Annotated in this window: 14 protein-coding genes; 6 read left to right on the top strand and 8 right to left on the bottom strand. The window is 68.6% G+C overall.

Going from position 1 to position 14,685, the window contains the following annotated elements; all coding sequences use genetic code 11:
• Position 1: 1 nt before the first annotated feature.
• The 4 genes from AC4BGB_RS01055 to AC4BGB_RS01040 all read right to left on the bottom strand — a co-directional run bounded on the left by AC4BGB_RS01055 (position 2) and on the right by AC4BGB_RS01040 (position 4,429).
• Complete coding sequence (locus AC4BGB_RS01055; RefSeq protein ID WP_490544111.1) at positions 2-391, bottom strand: RNA polymerase-binding protein RbpA; 390 nt, start codon at positions 389-391, stop codon at positions 2-4.
• A gap of 219 nt (positions 392-610) precedes the next feature.
• Complete coding sequence (locus AC4BGB_RS01050) at positions 611-1,966, bottom strand: MFS transporter (RefSeq protein WP_490544110.1); 1,356 nt, start codon at positions 1,964-1,966, stop codon at positions 611-613.
• A complete protein-coding gene (locus tag AC4BGB_RS01045) occupies positions 1,963-2,826 on the bottom strand; it encodes a glycerophosphodiester phosphodiesterase family protein (protein ID WP_490544109.1) in 864 nt (287 codons plus the stop codon). Before AC4BGB_RS01045 ends, AC4BGB_RS01050 begins: the two co-directional genes overlap by 4 nt.
• Positions 2,827-2,902: 76 nt before the next feature.
• Positions 2,903-4,429, bottom strand: a complete 1,527-nt coding sequence (locus tag AC4BGB_RS01040) for a helix-turn-helix domain-containing protein (protein ID WP_490544108.1) — start codon at positions 4,427-4,429, stop codon at positions 2,903-2,905.
• Positions 4,430-4,694: 265 nt separating this feature from the next.
• On the opposite strand from AC4BGB_RS01040, the gene AC4BGB_RS01035 reads away from it, so the two are divergent.
• From AC4BGB_RS01035 to AC4BGB_RS01025, 3 genes are all read left to right on the top strand, one after another.
• Positions 4,695-6,503 carry a response regulator gene (locus tag AC4BGB_RS01035; RefSeq protein ID WP_490544107.1) on the top strand — a complete coding sequence of 603 codons (1,809 nt, stop codon included), beginning with the start codon at positions 4,695-4,697 and terminating at the stop codon, positions 6,501-6,503.
• Positions 6,504-6,544: 41 nt separating this feature from the next.
• Positions 6,545-6,928, top strand: coding sequence for a DUF5709 domain-containing protein (locus tag AC4BGB_RS01030; protein ID WP_490544106.1), 384 nt, complete (start codon positions 6,545-6,547; stop codon positions 6,926-6,928).
• A 319-nt stretch (positions 6,929-7,247) separates the two neighbouring features.
• Positions 7,248-7,709: a hypothetical protein gene (locus AC4BGB_RS01025; RefSeq protein WP_490544105.1), complete on the top strand. Its 462-nt coding sequence runs from the start codon at positions 7,248-7,250 to the stop codon at positions 7,707-7,709.
• Between the two features lie 61 nt (positions 7,710-7,770).
• On the opposite strand, the gene AC4BGB_RS01020 is transcribed toward AC4BGB_RS01025, so the two are convergent.
• From AC4BGB_RS01020 to AC4BGB_RS01010, 3 genes are all read right to left on the bottom strand, one after another.
• Positions 7,771-8,379 carry a signal peptidase I gene (locus AC4BGB_RS01020; protein WP_490544104.1) on the bottom strand — a complete coding sequence of 203 codons (609 nt, stop codon included), beginning with the start codon at positions 8,377-8,379 and terminating at the stop codon, positions 7,771-7,773.
• Positions 8,380-8,382: 3 nt separating this feature from the next.
• Entirely contained in the window at positions 8,383-8,928 is a 546-nt protein-coding gene (locus AC4BGB_RS01015; protein ID WP_490544103.1) for a hypothetical protein, read from the bottom strand.
• A 317-nt stretch (positions 8,929-9,245) separates the two neighbouring features.
• Positions 9,246-11,735, bottom strand: a complete 2,490-nt coding sequence (locus AC4BGB_RS01010) for a thioester domain-containing protein (protein ID WP_490544102.1) — start codon at positions 11,733-11,735, stop codon at positions 9,246-9,248.
• A 994-nt stretch (positions 11,736-12,729) separates the two neighbouring features.
• On the opposite strand from AC4BGB_RS01010, the gene AC4BGB_RS01005 reads away from it, so the two are divergent.
• From AC4BGB_RS01005 to AC4BGB_RS00995, 3 genes are all read left to right on the top strand, one after another.
• Entirely contained in the window at positions 12,730-13,131 is a 402-nt protein-coding gene (locus AC4BGB_RS01005) for a hypothetical protein (RefSeq protein WP_490544101.1), read from the top strand.
• 139 nt (positions 13,132-13,270) lie between these two features.
• Complete coding sequence (locus AC4BGB_RS01000; protein WP_490544100.1) at positions 13,271-13,486, top strand: hypothetical protein; 216 nt, start codon at positions 13,271-13,273, stop codon at positions 13,484-13,486.
• 76 nt (positions 13,487-13,562) lie between these two features.
• Positions 13,563-13,907 (top strand): hypothetical protein, encoded by a 345-nt coding sequence (locus tag AC4BGB_RS00995; protein WP_490544099.1) that lies wholly within the window; start codon positions 13,563-13,565, stop codon positions 13,905-13,907.
• Between the two features lie 64 nt (positions 13,908-13,971).
• Here the strand turns inward: AC4BGB_RS00995 and AC4BGB_RS00990 are convergent, their stop codons facing one another.
• Positions 13,972-14,487: a putative immunity protein gene (locus AC4BGB_RS00990; protein ID WP_490544098.1), complete on the bottom strand. Its 516-nt coding sequence runs from the start codon at positions 14,485-14,487 to the stop codon at positions 13,972-13,974.
• Between the last annotated feature and the right edge of the window lie 198 nt (positions 14,488-14,685).

Genomic DNA, 14,685 nt, shown 5'->3' with positions numbered 1-14,685 from the left:
CTCAGCGGGAGGCTGCCTTCTTCTTGCGTGCGCTGGGACGGTGCAGGTGCGCCGGGCCGATCTCGCCGCCGCGGAGCAGCTCGAGACGCTCGGTGAGGATGTCCTCGAGCTCCTTGAGCGAACGCCGCTCCAGGAGCATGTCCCAGTGCGTGCGGGCCGGCTTGACGTCCTTGACCTCGGGCTCGATGCCGGAGGTGGCTCGTCCCTCCGCGCCACAGCGCGGGCACTCCCACAGTGCGGGGACGTCGGCCTCGACCGACATCGTGATCTCGAACTCGTGCCCGTGGGCACAGCGGTAGCCGACCTGCTGACGGGCGGCGAACTCGATGCCCCGCTCGTCCTCGAAGCTCTGACCCCCGAGTCGGGCTCCGCGTAGCGTGCGCTCTCCCATGAGAACCTCCAAAATTCTGCTTCCGCGACCAGAGTCGCGGACGCCGTACCCCTCATCGGTACCGCCGCGACGACGGTTCGAAAGCCCGGCCATGACGCCGGTTCGGGTGATCGGTATGTCGGCACCGGTGGTCCCGGGCCATCACGTTGTCCAACGAGTGTGACGCATCAAGGATTCCCACGCACATCTGCGAGGGTCTCCAGCCGTGGATGTTCTTGGTCACACCGTCGCTGGAGCCTGGTTTCCGGCCTCCCGGATGCCCTTGGCCGTGTCCACCTTGAGCAGGATCAGGCCGCCGATCACGAAGAACATGATCAGGGCGAAGATCGCGGGCCGGTAGGAGTCCGTCAGCTGGTAGACGAGGCCGAAGACGAGCGTCCCGAACCAGCTCGTCCCCCGCTCCATCGCGTGGTAGAAGCTGAAGTACTCCGCTTCACGGCCGCGGGGGATGAGCAGGCTGAAGTAGGAGCGCGCCAGCGCCTGGGTGCCGCCCAGCACGATCCCGATCGCGACGGCGAGCAGCAGGAACGCGACGAGCTGCCGCTTCGGGACGAACAGCGCCGCGGTGACGATCATCATCCAGATGACCAGGCCGGCCAGGATCACCGACTTGGCGCCGTAGCGGGCCGCGAACCGGCCGAAGCCGAGGGCGCCGAAGACGGCGACGAACTGGACCACCAGGTAGGTCGCCAGGACGGTGCCGGTGGAGAACTCCAGCTCCTCCACGCCGTAGATCGACGCCGAGGCGATCACGGTCTGGATGCCGTCGTTGAAGAACAGGTAGGCGACCAGGAAGGTCAGCGCCACCGGGTAGTCCCGCAGGCTCTTCAGCGTGGACCACAGCTGGCCGAAGCTGCGCGAGACGTAGCCCCCGGTCTCCGGGACCACGTGCTCCGGCGGCCGGTTCTTCAGCCCCAGGAACGGGATCAGGGTGAACCCGGCCCACCACAGCGCGGCGGAGAGCAGGCTGATCCGCACCGCCATCCCCTCGGTGAGCCCGAACGGCTGCAGGCTGACCAGCACGAAGTTCAGCGCCAGCAGCAGGCCGCCGCCGGCGTACCCGTAGGCCCAGCCCGTCGAGGAGACCCGGTCACGCTCGTCCTCGGTCGAGATCAGGCACAGCAGCGCGTCGTTGAACACCGCGGCCGCACCGAAGCAGAGGTTGGCCACGATGAACGCCACGACGCCGAGCTGCCAGTTGTCGCCCTGGACGAAGAACAGCAGCGACGCCGCGGCGGCGCCCGCCCAGGCGAACCCCGCCATCAGGTCCTTCTTGCGCGAGGTCCGGTCCGCGACGGCTCCCAGCAACGGCAGCAGCACCGCGGAGAGCAGGGTCGAGGCGGTGATCGTGTACGACGGCAGCGCACCCGGCGCGATCGAGAGCCCGAGCACCTGGATCCGGTTGTCGACCGCGGCCTCCTTGGCGATCGCGATCAGGTAGGGGCCGAAGAGGACACCGGCCACCGTGGTGCTGAACGCGGAGTTCGCCCAGTCGTAGAAGTACCACGCGCGCTGCTCCTTGCGGCGTGCGAGCGGTTCCAGGTCTGCGATCCCGGCCGGTGGTGAGCTGGTCATGCGGGGTCCCTCCATAGTCCTCGGTCGGTCAGCACGTCCTTGAGCACGTCGGTGCGGTCCACGATCAGCCCGTCGACGCCCATGTCGAGCAGGGCGTGCAGGCTCTCCGGGTCGTCGATGGAGACCCACCGGGAGTTCTCGTCGCCGGTCCACACGTGCACGTGCAGGCCGGCGCGGTGTGCCCGGCGTACGAACCCGGGAGTGGTCACCGTGATTCTGCGGCGCTTGTGCCGCCAGGGCACCTGCAGCACCGCGGCGCCCCTGGTCCGCAGCGGCAGCGCGAACCTGACGGCCGCCACCTCGTCGGGGGTGGCACTGGAGGCGACCCGGCCGCCGGTCGCCCGTCTGAAGGCCCGCATCCGTTTCCGGGAGAACGACCCGACGCACACCCGCTCGTGGGCCTGCGCCCGGTCGAGGAGCTCCACCAGGGGAGCCACCGCCCCGGGGGACTTCAGGTCGATGTTGAACCGGCAGTCGGGGAACTCCGCGAGCAGCTCGGCCATCGTGGGCACGGCGTGCACCTCGGCGATCCGCGCCAGGGCCACCTCCTCGGAGGTGAGCTCGACGAGCAGGCCCACCCGGTCCGTGACCCGGTCGAGCGCGGCGTCGTGGAACGCCAGCAGGACACCGTCGCTGGTCGCGTGCACGTCGGTCTCCAGGTAGCGGTAGCCCAGGGACACCGCGTGCCGGAACGCGTGCATCGTGTTCTCGGCGCCGGGGAGGTCGGGGTGCAGGGCGCCCCCGCGGTGGGCCATCGCCACGACCGACCCGGGCGGGCGGTCGTCGAGATAGCTGAACCCGGTCACAGGGACGCCGGGCGAGCGCGGGTTCGGCTCCTCCATCACGGTCGCAGTATTCACCGGCACGAGTCGATGATGCTCCTCGAATCGCCGCCGGGCATCCGCGTTCCTACTCACCCCGCACGGGGTGAGTCACTCACAGGTCGTGGAAGGTCTCGATCTGCGCGCCCAGCTCGTTGAGCCGGTCGGCGAGGCCCTCGTAGCCGCGGTGGATGACGTAGGTCGAGCGCAGCACGGAGGTGCCCTTCGAGGCCAGCATCGCCAGCAGGATCACCACCGCGGGACGCAGCGCCGGGGGACAGACGACCTCGGTGCCCGACCAGCGGGTGGGCCCCTCGATCATCACCCGGTGCGGGTCCATCAGCGTGACCTTGCCCCCGAGCTTGTTCAGCTCTGTGAGGTAGATCGCCCGGTTCTCGTAGACCCAGTCGTGCAGCATCGTCTGGCCCTGCGCGGTGGCCGCGATCACGGCGAAGAACGGCAGGTTGTCGATGTTGAGGCCGGGGAACGGCATCGGGTGGATCTTGTCGATGGGGGAGCGGAGCACCGAGTGCAGCGTGCTCACGTCCACCAGCCGGGTGTGGCCGTTGGCCGCGAGGTACTCCTCGGAGAGCCGGTAGCGGAAGCCCATCTCCTCGAGCACCGCGAGCTCGATCTCCATGAACTCGATCGGCACCCGCTTCACGGTGATCTCGGAGTCCGTGACGATCGCGGCTGCGAGCAGCGACATCGCCTCGATCGGGTCCTCGCTCGGGGAGTAGTCGACCTCGACGTCGATGTCGGTGCAGCCGGTGACCACCAGGGTGGTGGTGCCGATGCCTTCGATCTGGACGCCGAGCTTCTGCAGGAAGAAGCACAGGTCCTGGACCATGTAGTTGGAGCTGGCGTTGCGGATCGTGGTGGTGCTGTCGCACAGCGCCGCGGCCATCAGAGCGTTCTCGGTCACGGTGTCGCCGCGCTCGATCAGCACGATCGGCCGGGTCGGGACGATGCCGGTCTGCACCTGCGCGTGGTAGCTGCCCTCGGTGGCCTTCACCTGCAGCCCGAAGGGCCGCAGTGCGGTCATGTGGGGCTCCACGGTGCGGCTGCCGAGGTCACACCCGCCGGCGTACGGCAGCTCGAAGTCGCTGTTGCGGTGCATCAGCGGGCCCAGGAACATGATGATCGAGCGGGTACGGCGCGCCGCCTCCTGATCGATGCGGCTCAGGTCGAGGTTGGGCGGGGGAGTGATCTCCAGGTCGTTCTCGGCGTTGAGCCAGCGGACCTTCACACCGATGCTCTCGAGCACCTCGATGAGCCGGTTGACCTCCTCGATCCGCGCGACCCGGCGCAGCGTGGTCGGGCCGCGGTTGAGCAGCGAGGCGCACAGCAGCGCGACCCCGGCGTTCTTGGAGGTCTTCACCTCGATCGAGCCGCGCAGCGTCGTGGGTCCGCTGACGCGCAGGTGGGTCGGACCCTGCCCGATGCTCACCAGCGGGGAGTCGAGCGCCTCACCGATCCGCGCGAGCATGTCCAGGGAGAGGTTCTGATGACCTCGTTCGATCCGGTTCACAGCACTCTGGCTGGTGCCGAGCACCTCAGCCAGCTGTTGTTGCGTCCACCCCCGGTGCTTGCGTGCATCGCGGATCAGGTTGCCGATACGGCGCAGGTAGCCCTCAGTCACCAAACGACTGTATCTCAGATATGAGATAGCCAAGCATGGGGTAGCTGCGTGTCGGGGGTGCCGAATGGCCCACATTCCCGGTTGGCCGTCCGGACTAGACCGGTCACGGGTGCTGTACATCAGTACCCCGTTTTCGTCGCCGCCCCCGTGCCCCAGCCATAGAGTCGCTGCGCAGCAGACTCCGGGGTCAGCCCGACGGCCGTTCCGGAGTGACAGGTGGGCTCGGCACACCGGAACACGCCTCAGGAACGCCCAGGAAAGGGACATGGACTCGACCAGCCGGATGGGAAAGCTTCGCGAGCTCGCCGACGAGCTCGCCGGGCACGACTCGCCGCGGCTGGTCGTCGAGGCCGGCCTGCCCACCCTGCTGAGCATCACCGGCGCCGCCGCGGCACTCGTGCTCGCGCCACGCCACGACGTCTCCTTCGGGCCGGCGCAGGCCGGGCTCCACCTCGACGCCACGGCGTCGATCGAGGTGCCCCCGGGCGGCGGGTCCTTCATCGCCTGCGAGACACCGGAGACCTGGCGGTCCCGGGGAGTCGCGGAGGTGGGCATCCACCACCTGCCGAACGGACTGGGCACCCTCGTCCTCGCGTGGACGGCTCCCGCCCCCGAGGACGCGTCCGCCCTCGAGCTCGCGCTCGGCATCCTGGACCTCGCCCTGACGCGCGACCGGTTCCAGGCGCAGTACGACGACCTCATCAGCCGCGTCGAGTCCGCCCAGCAGCTCGCCCAGATGGGGGACTACGACTGGCACATCCCCTCCGACGTGAGCACGTGGTCCGACCAGCTGTTCCGCATCTACGGCTACGAGCCGCAGTCGTTCCAGCCGTCGTACGACAAGTTCATCTCGCTGCTCCACCCCGAGGACCGTGACTGGGTTTCCGCCCTGCACCAGCAGGCCTACGCGACCGGCGAGCCCTACCAGATGGTGGAGCGGATCGTCCGGCCCGATGGCAGGGTGCGGTTCCTGTCCTCGACCGGCGAGGTCATCCGGGACGCCGACGGGCAGCCGGTGCGGATGCGCGGCACCTGCATCGACATCACCGAGCAGGTCCTCGCCGAGCGCGAGCGCGAGCGGAGCGCGGCCCGCTTCCAGGGCCTGGTCGACGCCGCTCCCGACGCCATCCTGCTGCTGGGGGCGGACCACTGCGTGCTCGAGGCCAACCACCGCGCCCACCAGCTGCTCGGGGGAGACCCGCGCGGGCGGTCGATCGAGGCGTTCATCCCGGGGTGGCCCGGGTCCGGAAGCGCCGGCGTCTCGGCCGTGTCGCTTGACGGGGCCCCGCTCCAGCTCGACGTGATCACCTCCGGTGTCGACTCCACGGCCGGCAGCGATCCCGGCGGCTCGCTGGTGGCGCTGTTCCTCAGGGACGCCCGCCCCCGGCTCGACGGCGAGAGCGTCGTCGCGCGGCTCGACGAGGCACAGCTGCGACGCCGCCAGGCCCTCGAGATCAACGACAACGTGGTGCAGGGGCTGGTCGCGGCCGTCTATGCGCTGGAGGTGGGGGAGAGCGAGGCGTCCCTGTCCTACCTCGAGCGGACCCTCACCGCGGCCCGCGCGATGATGGATGACCTCCTCGACCCCCTTGATGGGGCCGGTCTCCAGCCGGGCGACCTCGTGCGCACCGCTGCTGCGACCCTCGGCACCGACTTCGACCCCGAGCTCGACGGACGGGCTCCCGTGCCCCAGCTGCCGCGCACCCACAGCGTCCTCGTGGTCGACGACGCCGACGACCTGCGGCTGCTGCTACGCACCCGGATGGAGTCCTGCCGGGGGCTCACGGTCGTGGGGGAGGCAGCCGACGGGATCGCCGCGGTCGAGATGGCCGCTGAGCTGCAGCCCGACCTGGTGCTGCTCGACCTGGCGATGCCGCGCATGGACGGTCTCGAGGCGCTGCCGCTGATCCGGGCAGCCGTGCCCGGCGTACGCGTCATCGTGCTGTCCGGCTTCAACCAGAGCACTCTCGCCCAGAAGGCCCTCGAGGCCGGCGCGGACCACTACGTCGTCAAGGGCGGTTCCATGACGCGACTGCTGGAGCTCGTGGACTCCCTGCTCCAGCCTGCCTCCTGACCTGCGGCCCGCGGCTCTTGAACACCCGTTACGGTCGAGTCATGAGCAACAGCGACCAGATCCAGCCAGAGGACAGCCTCGAGGACCGCGGCGTCGACGACGTGCTCGACGAGGGATTCTCTCCGCCCGAGCGCGAGCCCGATCACCTGCGTCACCCCGAAGGCGGGGGCACGCTCGAGGAGCAGCTCGACCGGGAGGAACCCGAGGTCTGGGAGGAGGCGATCGCCGAGCTCGACGTGGACATCCTCGACGGCGACGTCGGCGGCGAGGTGGGCCGCGAACGCACCGGCCGGCTGATGGCACCCGACGAGGGGACCGGCGAGGACGTGGACTCCGAGCTGATCGCCGAGGACGAGGGCATCGACGGCGCCGGGGCGAGCGCCGAGGAAGCCGCGATGCACACGATCGACGACGACGAGGTCTGACCAGGCCTGGTCAGGCCTGGTCAGACCCGGAATCGCCCACGATCAAGGCCGGGATGCTGCGCCATCTGGTTCTGCGGACTCCGACTCCGGCTCCGACCCGTCGGCCGGGTCCTCAGGCCTGGATGGGCCATCTGGTTGTGCGGACTCCGGCTCCGACTCGTCGGCCGGGCCCTCAGGCTTGGATGGGCCATCTGGTCGTGCGGACTCCGACTCCGACCCGCCGGCCGAGTCCTCGGGCCCGCCCGCCGATGGCGGCCCGGTCCGGGAAGCGCCCTGCATGTAAGTGCCGGTGAACGGGGAGAAGCCCCACGGGTAAGTGGTGAAGGTGATCACGGGCGCGGACCAGCTGACGTTCTGCGCGCTGTCCATCTGCGCGAAGCCGGTGGCCCAGTTCCACTCCGAGCTGTACTGCGACAGGTCGACGCTCACCCTGGCCACCCTGTCATTGCTCGGTTGGAACCCGCCGACAGCCACGCTGAACCTGGTGCCCTGCTCCCACGCGCCCATGAAGGTCACCCCGTCGACGGAGCAGGTCCCGACGACCTCGCCGGTGGTGGCGTTAAGCACCTCGCAGTTGTCGCCGCCCACGGTGGCCCAGGTGCCGGACGTGGCCCGGGCGGTGAACACTGCCCTGTCGGTCCACGCCGCGACCGTCCGGGTCGCGGTCGTCGCGAGGATGAGAACGACCGCCACGAGCGTGCCCATCGCGGCGACCAGCCGTCGGCGCGTGGCGGGCCAGGTCATGCGCTGTCTCCTTTCCTTCGGCACGGTTCATGGTTGAAGTGAAGCTGGCGTAAGGCTGGGCGCGGCCGTGCCGGGCACGGCCGCGCCCAGGAGGACCCCTATGGGGTCCGACTTGACGAGGCGCCGACCAGTTCGCGTGCCGCTTCGTCATCTTGCGGGTCGCGCGCCACGTCCTGGCGCCTGCCCGCCGGGGTCGGGCCCGGGCGGGGCATCAGGCTCAGGGCGAGGATCGCTGCGACCGCGATCACGAGCGGTACGGCAACGCTCGGGCGCGTCAGCCTCATCAGGAAGTCACCCACACCCGCGAACTGCCAGCGCGGGGACAGCACCGTGTCGTCGGTGACGACATACTCACCGGCGTCCGGGCTGTCGTTGGCGTCGCCCTGCATTCGGACGTGCCACGACCCGTCGTCGTGCTGCTTCACCTCGACGACGCGGTGCGTGACAAGCCGGTCCGAGACGTCGTTGTGCAGGGACAGCACGTCCCCGACCTTGACCTCCTCGATCGGGACGGGCCTCGCGACCACCAGGTCGCCGGTCATGATCTCCGGCTCCATGGACCCGGAGACCACGATGAGCGGCTTGATCACACCCAGAGTGGTCGCGCCCCACACCGCCAGGCTGAGGACCCCGATGACCGCGAGTCCCCAGACCAGGACATCGGCGGCCGTGCGCAGGATGCGCACGACCAGCGCGCGGCCCGCCACCGGTCAGGACTCTCCGGTGAACTGCAGGGTCATCGTCCCCTCGGCGCCCTGGTACTGCTCGGGCCAATCGCCAGGAGTGGTGACCTGCAGGGTCACCTCGTCGGTGGCACCGGGAGCGAGCTGGGCGGCGCTCGGGTCGGTGACCGTGGCGGTCGCCGGAGCGTTCCCTGCGAACATGGCACCGCTGGTGTTCAGCACGCCCTTGCCGAGCGTCAGCGGCACGCTGCTGGCGTTCTTCAGGTGCAGCGTGATGGTCTCGTCGGCGCCCTGGTTGAGGTTGTCGAACGCGTCCGCCGGGATCGACACGGCCTGGTTCTCAGTGTCGGCGTCGTACCAGGTGCTACCACCGTCGACGCTGGCCTGCAGTTCGACCTTCTCCACGGCGCTCGCGCCGCCGTCGAACCATGCGTCGTCGGTCCACACCGCACTGGTCAGGGCCGCTCCGACACCCAGAACGGCGACGGTGGCCAGCCCGAAGCGGACGATCGCTCCGCGGCGGCGGCGCTTGTCGCGGTCCTGGTCGACGGTGACGGCGTCAGTCGTAGTCATGTCCTACTCCTCTCTTCGGTTCGGCGTATGCCGGTCACTGTCGGCGCGCGCGCCAAGACGTCCGGGCATGACCTACCGACGGCCCACGTGTGTTCGAAGGCGCTTGTGCCGCCGGGCATGCCAGCGGAAGGAGGTCGCTGCACGACCGGGGCGGCGGAGCCGCGACCCGACGGCCGTCATGGACGCTCGCACTACAAGCACATTTTCGAGGAACCCGGGGCCACCGACCAACCTCGCCGGAAGTGACGTTGGTCATTCCTGCAGGTGTCGTTCTTGTTCTCCGGCTCGTGCGGCGCCACCGCGGGCGCGCCGTTTTGCTAGGCGCGAGAGCAGCTCGCGTCCCGGCGGCGGGCGATGACCAGTGTCACTGCCCCGCACAGGGCGAGTCCTGCTCCGAGCGCTGCGAGGAGCACGGCGTCCGCCGCTGCCCCGGTGCTGGGCAGGTTGCCACCACCGGGGGCGAAGATGGTGACATCGTCCCCGCCACCGTTCCCGCCGCCCTTGCCTTCCTCGCGGTAGGTGTTGGTGACGGTGACCTCCGTGATTTCTGCGTCGACGATGTCAATCGACGTCGGTGTGATCACCTGCGAGTCCAGCTGGACCGCCCCGGTCGCGCCAGTGGCGGTCTCGGTGACGCTGCACTCGGTGCCGGCCGGGATGCCCGTCACGGCTTCCTGCGGGTAGGCACCGGCGGGGGAGCCGGCGGGAACGGTGAACTGCTGGTCGAAGGCGTTCTCAGGGTCGTCGCAGTCCAGGGCGATCACCACCTCGCCCTGGCGGCCAGCGGCGGGACCGGCGATCACCTTGGTGAGGCGGAGACCACCGGACGCGCGCGTGTACTCGTTGGTGACCGTCAGGAACGCCCCCGCGTTCTTGATGATCGTCACGTTCTCGGGGAGCGTGGTGACCGGGGGATTGACGAGCCCGTTGTCGCCGTTCTCTGGCTCGGTGGTGGTGCAGGTGGCTCCAGCGGGGAGCCCGCTGACTGTCTGCGGCTCGGTCTCTCCGGTGCTGCCGGCCGGAATCGTCACCTCCCGCTGGATCGGGTCGCCGCCCTCGGGCGGGGTGCACGCGATGGCAATGACCACCTCGCCCTGGAGGCCGGCGCCGGAGCCGGTGATCACCTTCGCCAGGCTCAGGGCCCCGACTGCACGCTCGTAGTCGTTGGTGACCGTCACGGGGACGCTGGCGTTCTCGAGGATCGTCACGTTCTCGGGCAGGGTGATGACCGGGGGATTGACGAGCCCGTTCTCACCGTTCTCTGGCTCGGTGACGGTGCAGGTGCTCCCCGCGCGCAGCCCCGTGATCGGGGTGGGGGCGACTTCGCCGGTCGTTCCGGCCGGAATCGTCACCTCGCGCTCGATCGGGTCGCCGCCGTCGGGCGGGGTGCACGAGATGGCGATGACCACCTCGCCCTGGAGGCCGGCGCCGGAGCCGGTGATGCTCTTGGTGACCGCGATCCCTCCGGTGAGGGCGTAGGTGTCGGTGACCGTCACCGGAGTGTTCTCTCCCTCGACGATTGTGATCTCCGGGCCGGGTGTGATGGAGGTGGCGGTGACGTCGACCCGTTCGTTGTCGCCGTTCTCGACCTCGGTGACGGTGCAGGTGGTGTCCACGGGCAGCCCGGTGATCGGGTCTGCAGCGAAATCGCCGGTCGTTCCGGCCGGAATCGTCACCTCGCGCTCGATCGGGTCGCCGCCGTCGGGCGGGGTGCATGCGATGGCGACGACAACATCGTCCTGGAGGCCTGCACCGGTGCCGGTGATGGTCTTGGTGACCGCGATCCCTCCGGCGGTGTACGGAGTGATCAGCACCGAACCGCGGGCCTGGAGGTCTCTGCTCTGCGCCAGCACCAGCTTCTGCGCCGTCTCACGGGCGGGGTCGCTCCCGTCGAAGAGATAGACGGTGCTCTCCTGGATGGTCTCCAGCCGTTCCAGCGAGAAGCCCTGTTGAGCCGCAGTGGTGCTGGTGGCGCGGACAAACAGCTGGTCGCCGTCCGCCACGGTGTCACCCTCCGCACGCTGCTGTGTTCCGGCGGCGTCGGCGTACACCTCCACCCCGGGGGTGAGCCGCAACGTCGCGGGACCGTTCGTGCTGACCGTGAACGGACCCACCAGCTCGCCGGTCAGGGGAGCCGCTGCCGCCTCCGGTTCGATGGTCAGGTTGATCGGCTCGGGCTCGGGCACGGGCTCGCTGGCGAGAGCGTCGGCCACGATGGCGGACGTGAGTGCGTAGAGGTTGTTACTGGCGTTGGTGGCCACCACGTAGTTGTCGGTGAAGAACCAGATCGCGGCCTGCACCGCCGCAGCCTTGACGTTGTCGGCCACGCCCGCCGGCTGGTTCGGATTGTTCGGGTAGTAGTTCTGAAGGATGTAGTGGACACGGTCGAGGTTGGGGACGTTGGCCTCGCTCCACTCGCCACGCTCATAGGTGACGCCGGACTGGGTGTCGGTGAACAGGTCGATGCAGTAGGTGAGGACCGTGGTGCCGGAGGGGTCCCGGGCGGGAATCGCCCCTGCGTACGCGATGGTGTGAGGGGTCGATCCTGCCGGGGGCGTGGTCGTCGGGTAGCCCGATTCCGGATCGAGTCCCGGTACGTCGTACCCAGCCACGTTCCTGAGACCCAGCTCCCCGGTGATCGGCTGGATCTGGAGCTCGGTGAAGGCCGTCCCCCCGGCCCGGGTCCCACTGCCGACGATGGGTTCGGCGTGGGCGGGGGATCCCGCCAGGACGCAGATCACCGCCAGGACCAGTGCCAGCGCCGTCCGGAGCTGGACTGCCGAGAAACAATTTCGAATTGCGCCCACGAGATTCACCTTCCCGAGAAGATCGCGGAGGAATGCCCGTCTCGCTCCGCTTCAGCAGACTTGCACCCGAGCGGATGGGCAGCAACCATCCACGGGGGGGACCGAAGCCTGCGGACTGGTCCACCTGAAACCGGGTGTTGACCTGCTGCAATACCGAGGCGCACCGTCAAAGGTTGGCGCCCGGAGGGCGACCTCTGCCCCAGCTACGACTGAACCGCCGATAAGGACACAGCCTCGGTGGACCCCCGACCTGTAACACGGGGGTTGTTCCTGCTGGCCCAGGCCATGCGGTGGTGGCCATCTGGCGCGACGTGGCAGGGGAGTACGGGTCTCGTCCAGCGCGCAGTTCGTCACGGCGATCACCGGCCTTCTGGGTTGGCTGCAGTACCTCTCCAAGCACGCGGCTCGCGGTGTTCGGCACTACCAGCCTTGGGGTCGTCCTACGGGCTGGCGGGACACTGGCCGGTTGTGGCGTCACTCGCGGTCCGGCTGGCCGGTGATCGACCCTGTGCATGGGGAGTTGAGCACCCAGCAGATGTGGCGACTGCGGCGCATGGTGCGGTCATATGCCCTGGCCTCAGCACGAGCAGACCCTCTTCGATACGAGCGTCTTGGCCAGGTCAAGAAGGCTCGGGCTGCGTGGCGTCGAGTCGGCTATCTCCGGCGTGCCGGGAAGGATCCCGACCGGGCCCGGTCCTCAGTGCGCGGGTTCTCCGAGTGGGTCCCTGCATCGCTGCTGCTCCCGATGGCCGCACTTGCTGGGTGGGACGGAACTCTCAAAGGGACCTGATCGGCAACCGTCGCCCCAGGTGGGGACAGGCGGCGGCGGTTCTCGGGTCGCAGGGGTCCCGACAGGCCGACGAAGGAGGCTTGTCGGGGGAGCGATGCCGCCTCCGCACGATGGTCACCCAACTCGACCAACGCACTGACATGGTCGATGAGCGGGTGTTCCGGCTCCCACGTGCCCTACGCCCCGGCGTTCTAGGGTGCGAGGGTGAGCGACCCAGCAGACACCGAAGAACGCGAGTGGAACTTCTTCGTTCGGGTGATCGACCCCGTGGTGCGTCAAGTGCTGGCACTCGATGACGCTTGGGATGCCAATAGGAAAGCAAACGAGGTGCCCAACCTCTTTATCGACACCTCGCCCGAAGGCTCATGGGAACTCGCGCACGCGGGTGAGATTTACGTCGCGTGGTCAGAACTCGCTGACCTCTACGCGACGGGAAAGACACCCATCTCGGACGCACACGCCACGCTGCGACAGGCCGCCGAGAGGTGGCTCGACCGACCCCCCGAGCCGAGTTCAAACTTCATCGTCCAGTGGTGCGAGGAGTCGTCGAAGGCCGTGAGTGCCCTGTTTGAGCGCGACGGCAACTGGTGGCACGACCCTCGATAGAACATCCGCATCTGCCGCGATCCGCTCGCACAAGTAGCAGTAGCCGATGTGCGCGCATGCAACTGCATTGGTGGGTCGGGCACTCCGGGCTCCAACGAGGTGCTGGCTCAATGGCTTGGCTGCAGGCGAGGATGTCCCAATGCGAAGCCAGCTCGACCGCGACCGGCAGACTGTCACGATCGCGACCTCACTCGCTCTGTTCGTCTCGGTGTTACTTGTCGCCGTGGGAGTCGCGGTGATTGTCGAGTGGGTCACTGATCCGAGGGATCCGCTGAAAAGGACATACGCCATCGCAGCTTTTATGACGGACACAGCCCTCAGTCTGCGGTACCTGGTCGCGAACCGCCGGCCGTAGCGCAGTCACATGCCGCGATCCGCGCTGTCAAGCCGATCCCCAGGCAACGACTGGGCGCCACCGTTAGCGTGGGCTCATGGGTACAGATCTCAGCGACCGCCAGCGGCCTGAGCACCTAGACCAGGGCAAGGTCACTGGCTTGGACGGGCGCGGTTACGGCCGCCGAAACAGCAGGTGCAAGCGCCACGTCGCTGACGAGCTGATCGCCTCTGGGGTATCCCTAGTCCTCGACATGTACAGCAGCGGTCAGTTCGAGTGGTTCGAGGGTGAGGACGCCACGAAGACGTGGGCTGAGGTTAGGCCCTACGTCATCTCTGCTCAGCCCACCAGCAAACAGTTGGGCGAACATGCGATGTGGAACGCCGGGGTCTGGGGAGACGAGGACGGCAATCAGCTCCTCTATCTAACGGGTTTCTGCTGACCCACGAACGTCCGCTTCTGCCGCGATCCGCGCGCCGGAATGTCCCCGCCACAAGTGACGTTCGCTAGCACTCGAACACTGACCAGCAGATGTCGTTCCGCAACCTCTGGTCATCAAGGACGAGCTCGCGAATCGGCTCCGGGATCTGCTCCCGCTGCCACTGGCACTCGAGCCGCCCGGCTAGCTCCCCCTCGCCGTCGGGCGCCGCTGCACGAACGGCCTTGATCGCATAGGCCGCTGCGCCGAGCTCGTGTGCGGCTACGTGGGCGACCGCCCCGGCCTGGCCAGCGGCGTACGCGGCATGGCGCGCCGCCCCAAGTATGGGTCTGGCCGCACCCATGGCATTGCCCCCGGCCGCGCGTGCCTGCATCATCTTGACCTCGCCACGCACCCAGGCGCGCGCATGCTCGATCGCCCGCCGCGGTCGAGGGTCATAGGGCTGAGCCGACTCAAACAGATCAAGAACATGCTCAGCGCACGCGGCTGCCCAGAGCGCCAGGAGATGGTGATCCGAGTCGGAGAGGGTCCCCCCGCGACGTATCGTCACCAAACGTGGGTCCCGAACCTTCGGGAGGATCATGGCCGAAGTCTGCCTGAGAACTTCCGCATCTGCCGCGATCCGTTCACTGGCAGGTCGACGCGAGGCGCGCCCATCATCGTGAGACATTCTGCAGATGCCCCAGCAACCAAGTGGAATCGCGCAGATTGTGTTGCGCCCGCCGATACTTGGACGGGTCATGGGTTGGACCTTCGTCGGCTCCGGAATCGTTTTTGGAGC

The organism is Nocardioides sp. Z30_9 (genome assembly GCF_058215735.1).
Note: the sequence above shows the minus strand (reverse complement) of the source record. Positions and strands in the feature narration are given on the sequence as shown.

What these genes read in the sequence shown, in the direction of transcription:
- AC4BGB_RS00990 (WP_490544098.1), bottom strand. Translation starts at nt 14,487, where the DNA reads ATGATCCTCCCGAAGGTTCGGGACCCACGTTTGGTGACGATACGTCGC.
- AC4BGB_RS00995 (WP_490544099.1), top strand. Translation starts at nt 13,563, where the DNA reads ATGGGTACAGATCTCAGCGACCGCCAGCGGCCTGAGCACCTAGACCAG.
- AC4BGB_RS01015 (WP_490544103.1), bottom strand. Translation starts at nt 8,928, where the DNA reads ATGACTACGACTGACGCCGTCACCGTCGACCAGGACCGCGACAAGCGC.
- AC4BGB_RS01000 (WP_490544100.1), top strand. Translation starts at nt 13,271, where the DNA reads ATGCGAAGCCAGCTCGACCGCGACCGGCAGACTGTCACGATCGCGACC.
- AC4BGB_RS01035 (WP_490544107.1), top strand. Translation starts at nt 4,695, where the DNA reads ATGGACTCGACCAGCCGGATGGGAAAGCTTCGCGAGCTCGCCGACGAG.
- AC4BGB_RS01050 (WP_490544110.1), bottom strand. Translation starts at nt 1,966, where the DNA reads ATGACCAGCTCACCACCGGCCGGGATCGCAGACCTGGAACCGCTCGCA.
- AC4BGB_RS01030 (WP_490544106.1), top strand. Translation starts at nt 6,545, where the DNA reads ATGAGCAACAGCGACCAGATCCAGCCAGAGGACAGCCTCGAGGACCGC.
- AC4BGB_RS01055 (WP_490544111.1), bottom strand. Translation starts at nt 391, where the DNA reads ATGGGAGAGCGCACGCTACGCGGAGCCCGACTCGGGGGTCAGAGCTTC.